The 15,569-nt window shown below is 39.3% G+C and carries 15 protein-coding genes; 14 read left to right on the top strand and 1 reads right to left on the bottom strand.

All coding sequences use genetic code 11. The features are described from left to right. Positions 1-86 precede the first annotated feature (86 nt). The 3 genes from trxB (at position 87) to P3R27_RS02610 (ending at position 3,375) form a co-directional block, all read left to right on the top strand. Positions 87-1,022, top strand: coding sequence for a thioredoxin-disulfide reductase (gene trxB, locus P3R27_RS02600; RefSeq protein ID WP_034687362.1), 936 nt, complete (start codon positions 87-89; stop codon positions 1,020-1,022). Between the two features lie 260 nt (positions 1,023-1,282). Beyond that, positions 1,283-3,010, top strand: a complete 1,728-nt coding sequence (locus tag P3R27_RS02605; RefSeq protein WP_126134221.1) for a phospho-sugar mutase — start codon at positions 1,283-1,285, stop codon at positions 3,008-3,010. A gap of 65 nt (positions 3,011-3,075) precedes the next feature. Continuing rightward, positions 3,076-3,375: an ArsR/SmtB family transcription factor gene (locus P3R27_RS02610; protein ID WP_034687357.1), complete on the top strand. Its 300-nt coding sequence runs from the start codon at positions 3,076-3,078 to the stop codon at positions 3,373-3,375. Positions 3,376-3,458: 83 nt separating this feature from the next. Here P3R27_RS02610 and P3R27_RS02615 read toward each other — a convergent pair whose 3' ends face one another. After that, on the bottom strand, positions 3,459-4,316 hold the full coding sequence (locus tag P3R27_RS02615; RefSeq protein WP_034687355.1) for a pyruvate, water dikinase regulatory protein: 858 nt from the start codon (positions 4,314-4,316) through the stop codon (positions 3,459-3,461). A gap of 91 nt (positions 4,317-4,407) precedes the next feature. Between P3R27_RS02615 and P3R27_RS02620 the strand changes: the two genes are divergently transcribed. From P3R27_RS02620 to glyS, 11 genes are all read left to right on the top strand, one after another. Beyond that, positions 4,408-4,836: a Fur family transcriptional regulator gene (locus tag P3R27_RS02620; RefSeq protein ID WP_034687353.1), complete on the top strand. Its 429-nt coding sequence runs from the start codon at positions 4,408-4,410 to the stop codon at positions 4,834-4,836. A gap of 164 nt (positions 4,837-5,000) precedes the next feature. After that, positions 5,001-5,177, top strand: a complete 177-nt coding sequence (gene rpsU / locus P3R27_RS02625) for a 30S ribosomal protein S21 (RefSeq protein WP_002356740.1) — start codon at positions 5,001-5,003, stop codon at positions 5,175-5,177. A gap of 26 nt (positions 5,178-5,203) precedes the next feature. Next, complete coding sequence (locus P3R27_RS02630) at positions 5,204-5,650, top strand: GatB/YqeY domain-containing protein (RefSeq protein ID WP_301355966.1); 447 nt, start codon at positions 5,204-5,206, stop codon at positions 5,648-5,650. A gap of 333 nt (positions 5,651-5,983) precedes the next feature. Next, a complete protein-coding gene (locus tag P3R27_RS02635; RefSeq protein ID WP_010734958.1) occupies positions 5,984-6,955 on the top strand; it encodes a PhoH family protein in 972 nt (323 codons plus the stop codon). A 21-nt stretch (positions 6,956-6,976) separates the two neighbouring features. Further along, the gene (locus P3R27_RS02640; protein WP_034687352.1) at positions 6,977-9,166 is read left to right on the top strand and encodes an HD family phosphohydrolase; all 2,190 of its coding nucleotides are present in this window, start codon (positions 6,977-6,979) and stop codon (positions 9,164-9,166) included. A gap of 20 nt (positions 9,167-9,186) precedes the next feature. Beyond that, on the top strand, positions 9,187-9,663 hold the full coding sequence (ybeY, locus tag P3R27_RS02645) for an rRNA maturation RNase YbeY (protein ID WP_010734960.1): 477 nt from the start codon (positions 9,187-9,189) through the stop codon (positions 9,661-9,663). Then, positions 9,647-10,051, top strand: a complete 405-nt coding sequence (locus P3R27_RS02650) for a diacylglycerol kinase family protein (protein ID WP_200868949.1) — start codon at positions 9,647-9,649, stop codon at positions 10,049-10,051. The genes ybeY and P3R27_RS02650 overlap by 17 nt, the downstream gene beginning before the upstream one ends. Before the next feature lie 17 nt (positions 10,052-10,068). Next, positions 10,069-10,968 carry a GTPase Era gene (era, locus tag P3R27_RS02655; RefSeq protein WP_010734962.1) on the top strand — a complete coding sequence of 300 codons (900 nt, stop codon included), beginning with the start codon at positions 10,069-10,071 and terminating at the stop codon, positions 10,966-10,968. Between the two features lie 403 nt (positions 10,969-11,371). Then, a complete protein-coding gene (recO, locus tag P3R27_RS02660) occupies positions 11,372-12,175 on the top strand; it encodes a DNA repair protein RecO (protein ID WP_019724240.1) in 804 nt (267 codons plus the stop codon). Between the two features lie 376 nt (positions 12,176-12,551). Continuing rightward, positions 12,552-13,469, top strand: a complete 918-nt coding sequence (gene glyQ / locus P3R27_RS02665) for a glycine--tRNA ligase subunit alpha (RefSeq protein WP_126134220.1) — start codon at positions 12,552-12,554, stop codon at positions 13,467-13,469. A gap of 1 nt (position 13,470) precedes the next feature. After that, the gene (gene glyS / locus P3R27_RS02670; protein ID WP_301355952.1) at positions 13,471-15,540 is read left to right on the top strand and encodes a glycine--tRNA ligase subunit beta; all 2,070 of its coding nucleotides are present in this window, start codon (positions 13,471-13,473) and stop codon (positions 15,538-15,540) included. Positions 15,541-15,569 lie beyond the last annotated feature (29 nt).

A 15,569-nucleotide genomic window follows, 5' to 3' on the forward strand; every position in this document is an offset into this window, starting at 1 on the left:
TCGAAACTCGTAGGCAAAACAATAGACTTTTTGTGTGATTGGCTGTAAAGTAGGCTTACTTGATTTTAAAACGGAGGAATCTACATATGTATGATGTAATCGTAATTGGCGCAGGACCTGCTGGCATGACCGCTGCTTTGTATGCTTCACGATCAAACTTATCAGTAGCAATGATCGAACAAGGGGCACCTGGTGGGCAAATGAACAACACCGCAGAAGTAGAAAATTATCCTGGATTTGATTCGATCATGGGTCCAGACCTTGCGTATAAAATGTATGAAGGTGTTTCACGATTTGGAACTGAAAATGTCTACGGTATTGTCCAAGATATCAAAGATCATGGCAACTATAAAGAAGTCATCTGTGAAGACAAAAGTTACGAAGCGAAAACAGTCATCATTGCAACTGGTTGTATCCATCGTAAATTAGGGGTACCAGGCGAAGAAGAATATGCTGGACGTGGTGTTTCTTACTGCGCGGTTTGTGACGGTGCATTTTTCCGTAACAAACGCTTAGTCGTGATCGGTGGTGGCGATTCTGCGGTAGAAGAAGCTGTGTATTTGACACAATTTGCTTCAGAAGTCGTTATCGTTCATCGTCGTGATGAGCTAAGAGCGCAAAAAATCATCCAAGATCGCGCATTTGCGAACGAAAAAATCTCATTTGTTTGGGATACGATCACTGATGAGATCATCGGAAATGATATGGTCGTTACTGGTGTCAAAGGGCACAACGCAAAAACAGGGGAAGAAATCGAATTAGCAGCTGACGGTGTGTTCATCTACGTTGGACTAGATCCATTAACTGAACCTTTCCGCAAAGCCGGACTCACGAATGCTGCTGGCTGGATTCCAACAGATCAAGATATGCGTACGAATATGCCTGGTGTGTTTGCTATTGGCGATGTACGAGAAAAAGATCTACGCCAAATCACCACAGCAGTAGGCGATGGCGGGATTGCTGGGCAACAAGTGTATAAATACTTGGAAGCTTTAGAAGAAATGCCAAACGCTCAAGGATAACTAATGATTTAAAAAATGAAAGATGTCTGGGACATTAGTCCTCTTGTACCACCTAAAATCGAATAAACGGCGGGAACAGAAGTAACCTCTTCGGAAATAAGGCGCCATCCACACAAATTTGAAGAAAATTTTCGTGGATGGCGCCTTATTTCTCGAGGCTGATTACTTCTTTCCCGACCTCTTTTTCTTATGCTTTGCTATCTAAAAAGAGAATGCTATACTTAGAAAGGAACATATTTTTAGAAAGAGGTGTCAGCTTCATGTCTTGGAAACAAGTTTACGAGCAATGGGCAACTGAAGAATCATTAGAAGAAAATTTAAAAAAACAATTAAAAGAATTAAGTGAAAATCCTGAAAAATTAGAAGATGCGTTCTACGCACCTTTGGAATTTGGTACAGCAGGAATGCGCGGGATCTTAGGACCTGGAATCAATCGAATGAACATCTATACTGTACGTCAAGCAACAGAAGGGCTTGCACAATTTATGGATGAACAAGGAGCAGAAACAAAAAAACGTGGAGTAGCGATCGCTTATGATTCACGTCACCAATCGCCAGAATTTGCGATGGAAGCGGCAAAAACTTTAGCACAACATGGTATTCCATCTTTTGTATTTGAAAGCTTACGACCAACCCCAGAGCTTTCATTTGCGGTTCGTCATCTTAACGCATTCGCTGGGATCATGGTTACAGCTTCTCATAATCCAGCGGCATATAATGGCTATAAAGTCTATGGCGAAGATGGTGGACAAATGCCGCCTGCTGATGCAGACGCATTGACAAAATATGTACGAAACATCAGCAATCCATTAAAAGTAGAAGTTTTAGCAGAAGAACAAGCAAAAAATAGTGATTTGATCACGATCATCGGTGAAGAAATCGACCAAGCGTACTTGGAAGAAATCAAAGCAGTGACGATCAATCATGAATTAGTAGAAACGTTAGGGAAAGAATTGAAGCTAGTCTTCACGCCGTTACACGGAACAGGCAAAATGTTAGGTGAGCGTGCGTTGACTCAAGCGGGATTTGAACAATTTGTCTTGGTTCCTGAGCAAGCAGTCGCTGACCCAGACTTCACCACAGTCAAATCACCAAATCCAGAAGAACACTCTGCTTTTGAATATGCAATCCGTTTAGGCGAAAAAGAAGGTGCAGATCTATTGATTGCTACTGATCCAGATGCTGATCGTCTAGGTGCAGCTGTACGTTTGCCAGACGGTTCATACAAAGTATTGACAGGAAATCAAATCGGCGCTTTGCTTGTCCAATATATCCTGGAAGCTCATCAAGAAAAAGGAACACTGCCAGAAAATGCAGCGGTCTTGAAATCAATCGTTTCAAGTGAACTACCGACCGCAATCGCTAGACATTATGGTGTAGAAATGATGAACGTCTTGACTGGTTTCAAATTTATTGCTGAAAAAATCCAACAATTTGAAGAAACAAAGGCGCATACATTCATGTTTGGTTTTGAAGAAAGCTACGGTTATTTAGTCAAACCATTCGTTCGTGATAAAGACGCGATTCAAGCACTATTATTATTAGCAGAAGTTGCTGCATTTTATAAAAAACAAGATAAGACCCTTTATGATGGGTTACAATCGATTTTTGAAACGTATGGCTATTATGCAGAAAAAACAATCTCAGTCACAATGAGTGGTCAAGAAGGTTCAGCGAAAATTGCTGCACTGATGGAGAAATTCAGAAAAGATGCACCAACTGAATTTGCCGGAGAAAAAGTGTTAAAAACAGAAGATTTCAAGGCACTAACAAAAACAGATGCCCAAGGAAATGTAGAAAAACTAACGACTCCACCTTCAGATGTATTGAAATATACACTAGAAGAAGACGGTTGGATCGCGATCCGTCCTTCTGGAACGGAACCAAAAATCAAATTTTATATTGGTGTCAAAGGTGATTCAAACGAAGCAGCACAAGAAAAAATTGCTGCGCTTGAAGCTAGCATCAAATCAATGACAGAAGAATAAACAGTTGAGACTGACGAAAAAAGTGGTACACTTTAGTAGTCAGTCTTTTTTTGGAGGTGAATCGTTTGTCGGGGAATCAAAACATTCAAGTAGAAAAAGTGAGTCAATTATTCAAGGTATTAAGTGATCCGACACGTTTGAATATTTTACTTTATTTAAAAGATGGTGAAAAAAATGTGACGTCGATCAGTCAATCTGTTCAAATGGAACAATCAGCTGTGTCTCATCAATTACGGTTGTTACGTGAAAACCATGTGGTGAAATCACGACGTGAGGGAAAAACGATCCTTTACAGTTTGGATGACTTTCATGTATTAGATATTTTAGAACAAACGATCAAACATGTAGAGCATCAAAAAAATTAACTAAAGTCATTAAAAAAAGGATTTGAAAGACGCTGATGCGCCGATCAAACCCTTTTTTTATTATTTTAAAAGATCAGAAATCTCTATTTTTCTTCCGAAGTTTCTGTGCCGTAATAGCTATGGTCTTCTAGCTCTAACTCATTCAATATCAATGAAGCCGTTTCTTCAATGGAAAGAGAAGCAACATTGATGACGACACACCCTAATTTTTCATAAAGTTCATTGGCAAATTCCAATTCTGCACGAATTTTTTCGATATCGGAGTACGCAGTATCTGGATTAAGACCATAGGAACGCATGCGTTCTTTACGAATGTTATTTAAAATATCAGGATTATTTGTTAATCCAACAATCTTCTTCGGATCGATTTCCCACAACTGTTTAGGGATATGTGCTTGAGGTATCAGTGGAAGATTCGCTACTTTTAAATTTTTATTTGCTAAAAACAAACTTAACGGTGTTTTAGAAGTTCTGGAAACACCAAGTAAGACGACATCGGCTTCCAAAAAACCTCGAGGATCTTTTCCGTCGTCATATTTCACCGCAAACTCCATCGCTTTGATCCGTTTGAAATAATTTTCATTCAATAAGTGAAGTGCCCCTGGTTGACGTGTCGGTTTGATGCCAGTCAAGCGCTCGATTTCTGCAATTGGCGGAGTCAATACATCAAAGCTGTATAAGTTGTTTTTTTGACAAAATTCATTTGTTAAATCCACCAATTCTTGGTTGATCAATGTATGAAGAACTAATGCTTGTTCTGACAATGCATCATTTAGTGCGCGTTGCAACGTCTCTGGATCAGTCACAAATGTTCGTCGAAATAAACTAAATTCGATTGATGGATATTGCGCCATTGTGGCTTGGGCTAATTTTGTTGCTGTTTCACCTGCAGAGTCGGAAATGACAAAAAAGGTGACGACTTCATTTGATTCGGCAGTCATAAATAAAAAACCTCGCTTGCTTTTTTTTTAGGTTTATTATACCATACTCAAGTGTACATACTTCGTAATCATTTTGATTTGGGGGATAATGATGAATAAACAAACATTGATCGAACAATCTTTAGAAACATTGAAAAATAACGGGTTCAAATACACAAAAAAGCGAGAAGCATTACTCGCATATTTAATCAAACGAAATCGTTACGTCTCTGCAAAAGAAGTCTTTGACTATATGAGTCAGGAATTTAAAGGAGTCAGCTATGATACGATCTATCGTAATTTACATGACTTTTCAGAGTTAGATCTTTTGGAAGAAACGGATTTAAATGGAGAAATGAAATTCCGTTTTCATTGTTGTCAAGGCGAGATTGGGCATCATCACCACTTCATATGTACCGTTTGTGGGATGACAAAAGAAATCCATATGTGTCCAATGAATTATTTTGAAGAACAACTCAGTGGGTGTACCATTGAAGGGCATCGCTTTGAGATATTTGGTCGCTGTGAGAGCTGTCAATAATAATTTCCAATAAAATAACAGGTGATTATTTAAAAAAATCATAAGAATCTCTTGACGGTCAAAACTGCTTTAGCTATAATGTTTATAGAACAGTCTTGTTTCTTGAGATTAATATTTCAATAACAATTACGGTTACTTTTTAAGCTCGGAGGGAGGGAATTAATATGTCAAAAACAGTCGTTCGCAAAAACGAATCACTTGACGATGCTCTTCGTCGCTTCAAACGTTCCGTGTCAAAAGCGGGTACTTTACAAGAATCTCGTAAACGTGAATTCTACGAAAAACCAAGTGTAAAGCGTAAGAAAAAATCTGAAGCAGCTAGAAAACGCAAAAAATTCTAGTTCTTTGATGAATTGGAGTTGGTAGTGTGTCACTACTAAGTAGATTGAACGATGACATGAAGACAGCGATGAAAGCTAAAGATAAAGAATCTTTACAGGTGATTCGTATGATCAAGTCATCTATACAAAACGAGCAAATTAAAGAAGGTCACGACTTGACAGAAGAAGAAGAACTAACAGTGTTGTCTCGCGAAATGAAACAACGCCGTGATTCTTTGCATGAATTCGAGGAAGCTGGACGTGACGATTTAGCTGAAAAAGTGAAAAGTGAAATTGTGATAGTCGAAAAGTATATGCCAGAGCAACTTTCTGAAGAAGAAATTCGACAACTTGTTCAAGATGCGATCACGCAAACAGGTGCTTCATCTGCAAAACAATTTGGTAAAGTCATGGGAGTTATCATGCCTAAAGTCAAAGGAAAAGCAGATGGAAATCAAGTAAACGCTATCGTAAAAGAACTATTGCAGTCTTGATCTTAGCAAATGAAACTACGGACGCGAAAGTGTCCGTAGTTTTTTTGTGTTCATTAAAAGAATAGTTTTTTGATCAATATTTTTTTGTTTAAAAACGTTTGTTGTTACTTGGTAAAAGATTCATAGATTAAAATAAATTGGGCAACTACTGTTCAAAGACAGGTATCTCTGATAGTTACTAAATGATTAGGTTGTTTTAGTTGAAGAGCGTTTTGTCTCAGTAATCCAAATGAAAACTTTTTTCTCAAGTCGTCTCATTTTATTCGCTATATAGTTTTTCATGATTATGGTAGAATAGGTAAGAACGATTTGAAATAAAGGAGATGTCTATTTTTGACAGAAGCGTCTAGTTCTTTGGATATTAGATTAACAGCAACTGATGATATCAGTATGCTTTTAGGATCACATGATAAACATATCAAACTGATCGAAGAAACAACTGAAACGACGATCCACACAAGAGGTGAAGTGATCCAGATCATCGGGGAAGAAACCGATATTTCTTTGGCTGCTTCCGTAATCCGAACGTTACAAGAATTGATCAAACGAGGGATCCATATCAGTATGCCTGATGTGGTCACTGCCTTGAAAATGGCTCAAAAAGGGACATTGGATTATTTTGTTGAGATGTATGAACAAGAGATCGTCAAAGATCGCAATGGCAAACCGATCCGTGTCAAAAACAGTGGACAAAAAAAATACGTCGATTCTGTCGCCAAACATGATGTGGTCTTTGGCGTAGGACCAGCTGGTACTGGGAAAACATTTTTGGCTGTCGTATTAGCGATTGCTGCCTTAAAAAAAGGTGAAGTCCAAAAAATCATCTTGACTCGTCCAGCCGTCGAAGCAGGTGAAAATCTTGGATTCTTACCTGGAGATCTGAAGGAAAAAGTCGATCCATATTTACGACCAGTTTATGATGCACTGTACCAAATTTTTGGGTTGGATCATACCAATCGTTTGATGGAACGAGGAATCATCGAGATTGCACCACTTGCTTATATGCGTGGTAGAACACTAGATGATGCCTTTGTGATTTTGGATGAGGCGCAAAACACAACAGTCGCTCAAATGAAAATGTTTTTGACTCGACTTGGCTATCAGTCAAAAATGATCGTCAATGGGGACACGAGCCAAATCGATTTACCAAAAGGGACAATGAGTGGATTGATCCATGCAGAACGAACACTCAAACAAATCAAAAAAATCGATTTTGTGAATTTTGAAGCTAGTGATGTCGTTCGTCACCCTGTCGTGGCAGAAATCATCAAAGCTTATGAAAAAGCGGATCTTCATCAAGAATAGCTTTTTTAGGAGGATTACCACATGTTGAACAAAATATTGCAGCAGCTTCAAGCGAAATTAGGGAAAGCTGCAGCTCCATTTCTCTTATTGCTTTTCTTTCTTTTGATGTGTGGGATCACGTTTAGCAGCGTGAAGCAAAAGCCCAATGATTTTAGAGAGGGACAAGTAGCGGAAGAAAGTATCCGTGCCAATAAAACGATTGAGAACACGGAAGAAACTGAACAAAAAAGGAAATTAGCAGCTGAAGCAGTGACACCTGAGTACACCTACCAAAGTGACCTTGCTTCGGAACAAGATCGTCGGATCAATCAACTGTTTGTTTTGATCAGTCGTGCGAATGACACAATCGACAAACAGTACGAAGAAAAAGTCAGTAAGGCAAAAGAAGATGAAAATGTACCAAAGCCAACAGTAGAAGAACGGATAGCCGCATTGAAACGAATATTCGAAAGTTCAAATGCGGATGATGTCGCGTTCTACCAAAAATTACCAAATAGTTTTTACTCAACAATCATGAATATGTCAGAAAGCGAGATCACGACGGTTCGTGATGAAAGTTTGAAATTGATCGACGAACAAATGAGTAAGCAAGTTCGAGAAAGTGATTTAGATAATTTTAAACAAGAAGCAAATGATAAGATCCAGTATTTGAATGTTTCGGCAGAACAACAAGAAATGATCCGCTATTTAGTCGATCAGGGCATTGTTGTGAATGATGTGCTAAATGAAAAACGAACAGAAGAGTTGAAGCAAGAGGCACGTGACTCTATCCAACCCGTCATGATTTTCCAAGGGGAAATCATTGTTCGTGAAGGGAATCAAATCGATGCAACTGCTATGAAAAAATTAGAGTTGTTAGGTTTGACGAGTCAATCTACTTCGATTTTTCCTCTTGTCGCTATGATTCTAGCGGTATTATTGCAAATTGGTGTGTTATTCTACAATTCACTACAGTATAAAGATCTATTCAAACGAACAGAGTATATTCTTTTCTACGTAACAGCGATGTCCATTAGTATTTTATTGATGAAATTTTTCCAAGTCTTTCAAACAGAACAAGCGACATATATTCCGTTACTTTACCCAGCAGCGTTTGTACCGCTTGTCTTAAACTTTTTCTTGAATCGAAGAGCGGGTATCATGGCTGCCTTGTTCCAAGCGGTTTCAGCGCTATTCATTTTTTACAATTCAATTGGTACGAATTTCTTGACTGTGATTTTGGTCTCGTACCTATTTGCCGGCTTTTTAGCAGCGATTTTAAAACGGCAACGTATTTCAGAACAATGGTTCCCAGCAATCATGTGGGTCGTTGTGTTTCCGTTATTGATGGATGTCGTTTTAGTGGTTTATCAAGGCATGAGCTTTAGTGATGGTACCACTTGGTTAACACTTGTATGTGGCTTTATGGGCGCATTTTTATCCTATTTACTGACGATTGGTCTGCATCCCTATATTGAGCTATTAGTGAATGACGACAGTGTGATCGTCCTAAATGAATTGAGTAACCCGAACCATCCATTATTGAAGCAATTGCTAGAAGAAGCACCGGGAACTTATCATCATAGTATGATGGTTGCAAATCTGAGTGCGAATGCAGTTGCTGAAATCGGTGGGCGTTCGTTGTTGACACGTGTGGCTTGTTATTATCATGACATCGGCAAAATCAAACATGCCAGCTTTTTCGTAGAGAACTTACCTTCTGGTGCGGAAAATCCCCATAACTTTTTACTTCCTGAAGATAGTAAACAAATTATTTTTGGGCATGTGACTGACGGTGCAAAGATTTTAGAAGAGTACGATATGCCACAAATGGTGATCGATATCTGTAAGCAACATCATGGGACAACTTTGATGCGTTATTTCTATATCAAAGCAAAAGAACGTAATCCCGAAGTTACAGAGGAACAATTCCGTTACCCTGGGCCTAGACCGCAAACACGGGAAGCTGGGATCGTCAATATTGCGGATAGTTGCGAAGCCGCTGTGCGAGCGATGGATCATCCAACCAGTGAAAAAATCGAAGCTTTTGTGCATAATTTGATTGAAGAACGGATTTCTGATGGTCAGCTTGATGATAGTGGATTGACACTCAAAGAAATCCGCAAAGTTGAAAAATCTCTTGTTAGTGGATTGAGCAGTACCTTCCACTCAAGGATCAAATACCCTAAGATGAAGTCTGAAGCAGAAAAAATGAAACAAGAAAAAGAATAGCAAGAAGGAAGCGATGACTAATGGATATTACATTTATCGATGAAACAAACACTGTATCTGAAACGAAAATCAAAGAAATTGAAGAATTGCTTCAATTTGCGGCAAAAAAACTTTCTTTATCAGATGAGACGGAAATGTCGGTGACCTTCATGGATAATCCGTCTATCCAAGAAATCAATCGTACGTACCGTGGCAAAGACGCACCAACAGATGTGATCAGTTTTGCGTTAGAAGATGAAGGTGAAGACGAGATCCCAGTGATTTTTGAAGAGGACGATGAGCCAATGCCTCGTGTATTGGGAGATATCATGATCTCAATCGATCGGGCAAAAGAACAAGCTGAAGAATATGGTCACTCCTATGATCGCGAACTAGGCTTCTTAGCCGTCCATGGATTTTTACACATCAACGGCTACGACCATATGACACCTGAAGATGAAGCGGAAATGTTTGGCTTACAGAAAGAGATTTTAGATGCTTATGGACTTAAAAGATAAAAGAGAAGAACAAAAAGTAGATAAAAACAAACATTTTTTGATGTCCCTGGAGTTTGCTTTACAAGGAGTCAAAACCGTTTTTGATGAAGAACGAAATATGAAGAAACATGTGGCTCTTGGGATCATTGCTCTGATCATGGGGTTCATCTTTCAATTGGATCGAATGGAGTGGCTATGGTTGCTCCTTTCAGTCTTTCTCGTATGGATCGTCGAAATCATGAACACTGTGTTTGAGAATGTAGTGGATATGTTCACAGACTTCCATTTTCATCCCATTGGAAAAAAAATCAAAGATATGGCAGCTGGGGCAGTGTTAATGACTGCTTGCTTTGCTGTAATCGTTGGGATCATCTTATTTGGTCCAAAAATCTATCAACTGTTTTTTTAATTAAAAGGAGAGTAATTATGTCAGAACATAAATCTGGATTTGTAGCAATCGTCGGACGACCAAATGTTGGTAAATCGACGTTGCTCAATCGGATCGTTGGTCAAAAAATCGCGATCATGAGTGATAAAGCGCAAACGACAAGAAATAAGATCCAAGGAGTATATACGACTCCTGAAGCACAATTGATCTTTATTGATACACCAGGAATCCATAAACCCAAACATCGTTTAGGCGATTTTATGGTAGAAACAGCTTATAGTGCCTTACGTGAAGTCGATGCAGTATTGTTCATGATCAGCGCCGATCAAAAAAGAGGAAAAGGCGACGATTTCATTATCGAACGCTTGAAAAATGTCCAATCACCGGTGTATTTAGTGATCAATAAGATCGACAAAGTCCACCCAGATGAGTTGTTAGGAATCATTGAAGATTATTCCTCGCAAATGGAGTTTGCTCAAGTTGTTCCAATCTCTGCGACAGAAGGAAACAATGTCGAACGTTTGATGGAGGTCTTAGTGGACGAAATGCCTGAAGGCCCTCAATATTTCCCAGACGATCAAGTCACTGACCATCCGGAGTATTTTATCGTTTCTGAATTAATCCGGGAAAAAGTCTTGTTTTTGACACGAGATGAAGTACCCCATTCAGTCGCAGTAGTCATCGATACGATGAAACGTAATGAGAATAATAAAATCCATATCCAAGCTACGATCATCGTGGAGCGTGATAGTCAAAAAGGGATCATTATCGGTAAGGGCGGTAAGATGCTGAAAGACATTGGAACAAAAGCACGAAGAGACATTGAAAATCTATTAGGAGACAAAGTCTTTCTAGAACTCTGGGTCAAAGTCCAAAAAGACTGGCGAGACAAACGAGTCTATTTACAAGACTTTGGTTATCGTCAAGACGAGTATTAAACAAGGTTGTGAGAAAGCCGGTCAGCTCCGAATAGTAAGGCGGAACGTGGGAAAATAGCTTTCCATATTTTTTCACGTTTCGAGTTACTATTGACGGAGCTGTCTTTCGAACACCGTTTATCATAGGTAGTGAAAGAAGCGGTCAGTACTGAGTAATAAGTCAGGAAAATCGAAAATGGCTTTTTCATTTTTGATTTTATTGGCTTGTTATTGAAGAGTTGCTCTTGAACACCGGTTATCCAGTTATAGAAGTTAGAGGACAACTAAGTCATGGAAGCAATGAAGCGTCTGGAATCAAAGTAATAGTTACTTTTGTCTCGACTTCACGGATGCTCGAATGGCTTTTTCCTTCTTTTCGATATATAAAGAAGCAATCTACGTTAAAGTCAGAGGAGGGGTGACGATGAGTCAGCTTGCAGAATCAAAAGGAATCATCCTTTCTAGTCGCAACTATAAGGAAAAAGATAAATTAGTCAAGATATTTACAGAATCGGCCGGAAAAATGATGTTTTATGTCAAGGGGATCCATCGTCAAAATCAACCGATTGCACCCGCATTGTTGCCTTTTACGGAAGCAATTTATATTGGTCATTTTCATAATGAAGGTTTGTCCTTTGTGAACAGTGTAAAAGATGTCCACTCGTTTCGTAAGATACAAGAAGATATTTTTCTTAGCGGTTACGGGACTTATTTGTTGAACTTAGTGGATGCGGCAATCGAGGATCGGCAATATGATCCGAATCTATTTCAATTTACACACCAAGCTTTGCAACGCATGGATCAAGGAGATGACCCAGAGATCATTACGAATATTTTTGAGATCCAATTATTGCAACGTTTTGGGATCTCTCCGGTTTGGACCCACTGTGCAGTGTGTGGAAAGACGCAAGGAAAATTTGATTATTCATCCAAGTATGGTGGCGTCTTATGTGAAAATCACTGGGAGTTAGATCATCATCGGTATCACGCGGACCCACGTGCAGTTCACTTCGTGCGGCTCTTCTCAGCAATCTCGTATGATCGCATCAGCGGGATCGACCTCAAAGAAGAAACCAAACAAAAGATTCGCCAATTGATTGATCTGTTATATGAAGAATACGTGGGCATCCATTTGAAAAGTAAAAAGTTTATTGATCAAATGAAAAGTTGGGAACATATCATGAAACCGACCAATGAGGCAACGAAGGAAAATCCTGCAGAAGAATAAAAAATCATTTGAAATAATGTTTTTTTTTCAAAAATATTTGACAAAGTACTTGGTTAACGTCTATTATAAAGCCTAGATAGTAACTATTGTTTTTTCAATAGACGAATGTCATTTATGAAGGGATATTCAATAATCACATACGTACGATGATCAAGATCAGTAGAAAATCAAGTGGCACAAGCGAGTTCGGGAGAGTGTGAGCCGAATGCTAACGGTTTTTGAAGAGGCACTTGTGAGTACGATCAACGAAGCTGCCGAGTCGCTCGGAAGTAGGGTGGAACCGCGAAGATATTCGTCCCTATGTTTGTTTACGCAAACATAGGGACTTTTTTTGGTACTATTTTTGATTCTTGGTTAAGATGAGAGGGGTAATTATATGAGTAAGAAGCAAACAATTCAAGAAATGATTTTGACATTACAAAAATTTTGGTCATCGAACGGTTGTATGCTGATGCAAGCATACGATACAGAAAAAGGGGCAGGTACAATGAGCCCTTACACGTTTTTACGAGCAATCGGTCCAGAACCTTGGAATGCCGCTTACGTTGAGCCATCACGTCGACCAGCTGATGGTCGTTATGGTGAGAATCCTAACCGGTTATATCAACATCATCAATTCCAAGTGGTGATGAAGCCATCACCAGAAAATATCCAAGAACTTTACTTGGAAAGCTTGCGTTTGTTAGGGATCGATCCGTTGGAACATGATATCCGCTTTGTTGAGGACAACTGGGAAAATCCTTCGATGGGGTGTGCCGGTGTTGGTTGGGAAGTCTGGTTAGATGGCATGGAAATCACGCAATTTACGTACTTCCAACAAGTCGGCGGTTTGCCATGTAAACCAGTCACATCAGAAATCACTTATGGATTAGAGCGCTTAGCTTCTTATATCCAAGAAGTGGAAAGTGTGTATGATCTTGAATGGTCAGCAGGTGTCAAATATGGCGAGATCTTCAAACAGCCTGAATACGAACACTCAAAATATTCATTTGAAGTGAGTGATCAAGAATTATTATTAAGTAATTTTGATCGCTTTGAAAAAGAAGCGAAACGTTGTATTGAAGAAAATCTGGTCCATCCAGCATATGATTACATTTTAAAATGTAGTCACACCTTCAATTTATTAGATGCTCGTGGTGCAGTATCTGTGACTGAACGTGCTGGCTACTTGGCTCGCATTCGTAACATGGCGAAATCTGTGGCGAAAATCTTTGTTGCAGAACGTGAAAAACTTGGATTCCCATTGCTGAATGATCAATCAGAAAATCCAACGACTGTTAAGGAAGGTGAATAAGATGGCAAAGGACTTATTATTAGAAATTGGTTTGGAAGAAATGCCAGCGCATGTTGTGACACCAAGCATGAAACAATTAGAAGAAAAAACAGTAGCGTTTTTAACGGACAATCAATTGACCTACGAGGCACTCGAAACATTCTCGACTCCGAGACGTTTGGCGATCAAAGTAACAAATGTGCCAGAACGTCAGGCTGACAGTGAAGAAGAAGTGAAAGGTCCAGCAAAAAAAATCGCATTAGATGCTGAAGGCAACTGGTCTAAAGCAGCTCAAGGATTTGTTCGTGGGCAAGGATTGACGACAGACGATATCACCTTCCGAGAAATCAAAGGTGTGGAATATGTTTATGTGACGAAATATACTCAAGGTAAACCGGCAATCGAAGTCTTGACAGGATTGATCGATGTTATTAAAAGCATGACATTCCCTGTGACAATGCACTGGTCTTCCTTTGACTTTGAATATATTCGCCCCATTCATTGGATCGTGGCACTATTTGGAGAAGAAGTGATCCCGTTTGAATTTTTGGATGTGAAAACTGGACGTACTTCTCGTGGGCATCGTTTCTTAGGTGAAGATGTGACAGTTGCTCATCCAGCAGAATATGAAGAAAAGCTATCTGAACAATTTGTAGTTGCTTCGCCACAAAAGAGAAGAGCAATGATCATGGAACAAGCGACTCAATTATCAACAAAAAATGATTGGCACATCGATTTTGATGAAGACCTACTTGAAGAAGTCAATAATCTAGTGGAGTATCCAACTGTCTTTGCTGGTGATTTTGAAGAAAAATATCTATCTGTACCGGAAGAAGTACTCGTGACTTCCATGAAGGAACACCAACGTTATTTTGATGTACGAAATGCTGAAGGCCAGCTATTACCACATTTTATTGCTGTGCGAAATGGCGATCGTGTGAAGCTGGATAATGTCATTCGTGGGAACCAAAAAGTACTGACTGCGCGTTTAGAAGATGCGGAATTCTTTTACAATGAGGATAAAAAATTCCCAATCGAACATTATGTCAATAAGTTGAAATCAGTGACTTTCCATGAAAAGATCGGTAGTATTTATGAAAAAATGCAACGTGTGCAAGTGATTGCATCTGTTATCGGTAAATCTGTCGGTTTATCGGGGGAAGAACGAGATGCATTACAACGTGCCGGCGAAATCTATAAATTTGACCTAGTGACGAACATGGTTGGAGAATTTCCAGAACTTCAAGGAATCATGGGTGAAAAATATGCGTTGTTGCATGGAGAAGATCCAGCAGTTGCGACAGCGATCCGTGAACATTATTTACCGATCGCTAGTGAAGGTGAATTGCCAGAAACGACGATTGGTGCAGTCTTAGCCATTGCCGATAAATTAGATAGTATTTTCTCTTTCTTCACTGTAGGGATGGTGCCAAGTGGTTCAAACGACCCTTACGCATTACGTCGTCAAGCATATGGGATCGTTCGGATCATTGAAGCAAAACAATGGGCTTTCCCATTGGCACAATTACAACAAGAAGTGAATGTTGCAATCAATGAAAATCAAGAGCGTTTCGGGTTAGCTTTCGTTCAAGGAACTGATGTGATCGACTTTATCAAAGGACGTTTACGCCAACGATTGATGAAAAAAGCCATTCGCCACGATGTGATCGATGCTGTCTTGAATGCGAAGGAAAGTAATTTGACAACCGTTTTTGCAGCTGCACGTCTGTTGAAGGAACGTTTGCAAGATGAAAACTTCAAACCATCGATGGAAGCTTTGACGCGTGTGATGAACCTAGCGAAAAAAGCCGAAGGAACAACGAATGAGATTGATCCAAGCTTGTTTGAAAATGAAGCAGAGCAAGCATTGTATGAAGCAGTTGAGAAAGTGAAAGCTCAGTTTGCGGAACGTACACTTAAAGAGAACTATGAGCAATTAGTCAGCTTAAGACCAGTTATCGATCAGTATTTTGATCAAACGATGGTCATGGTCGAAGATGAAGTTGTCCGTAATAACCGTTTAGCACAGTTGCAACAAATTGCTGACATGGCATTAAGTATTGCTAGTCTGGATCAAATCATTACAAAATAAAAATGATCAAGTGAAAGCTTGAAACGAAA

Origin of the sequence: Enterococcus spodopteracolus (assembly GCF_030441955.1) — a bacterium.
In the GTDB taxonomy this organism is placed as follows: domain Bacteria; phylum Bacillota; class Bacilli; order Lactobacillales; family Enterococcaceae; genus Enterococcus_B; species Enterococcus_B spodopteracolus.

Coding starts and splice junctions, on each gene's coding strand:
- trxB (WP_034687362.1), top strand. CDS start 87: ATGTATGATGTAATCGTAATTGGCGCAGGACCTGCTGGCATGACCGCT.
- rpsU (WP_002356740.1), top strand. CDS start 5,001: ATGTCAAAAACAGTCGTTCGCAAAAACGAATCACTTGACGATGCTCTT.
- glyQ (WP_126134220.1), top strand. CDS start 12,552: ATGAGTAAGAAGCAAACAATTCAAGAAATGATTTTGACATTACAAAAA.
- ybeY (WP_010734960.1), top strand. CDS start 9,187: ATGGATATTACATTTATCGATGAAACAAACACTGTATCTGAAACGAAA.
- P3R27_RS02605 (WP_126134221.1), top strand. CDS start 1,283: ATGTCTTGGAAACAAGTTTACGAGCAATGGGCAACTGAAGAATCATTA.
- P3R27_RS02640 (WP_034687352.1), top strand. CDS start 6,977: ATGTTGAACAAAATATTGCAGCAGCTTCAAGCGAAATTAGGGAAAGCT.
- P3R27_RS02620 (WP_034687353.1), top strand. CDS start 4,408: ATGAATAAACAAACATTGATCGAACAATCTTTAGAAACATTGAAAAAT.
- glyS (WP_301355952.1), top strand. CDS start 13,471: ATGGCAAAGGACTTATTATTAGAAATTGGTTTGGAAGAAATGCCAGCG.
- P3R27_RS02650 (WP_200868949.1), top strand. CDS start 9,647: ATGGACTTAAAAGATAAAAGAGAAGAACAAAAAGTAGATAAAAACAAA.
- P3R27_RS02615 (WP_034687355.1), bottom strand. CDS start 4,316: ATGACTGCCGAATCAAATGAAGTCGTCACCTTTTTTGTCATTTCCGAC.
- recO (WP_019724240.1), top strand. CDS start 11,372: ATGAGTCAGCTTGCAGAATCAAAAGGAATCATCCTTTCTAGTCGCAAC.
- era (WP_010734962.1), top strand. CDS start 10,069: ATGTCAGAACATAAATCTGGATTTGTAGCAATCGTCGGACGACCAAAT.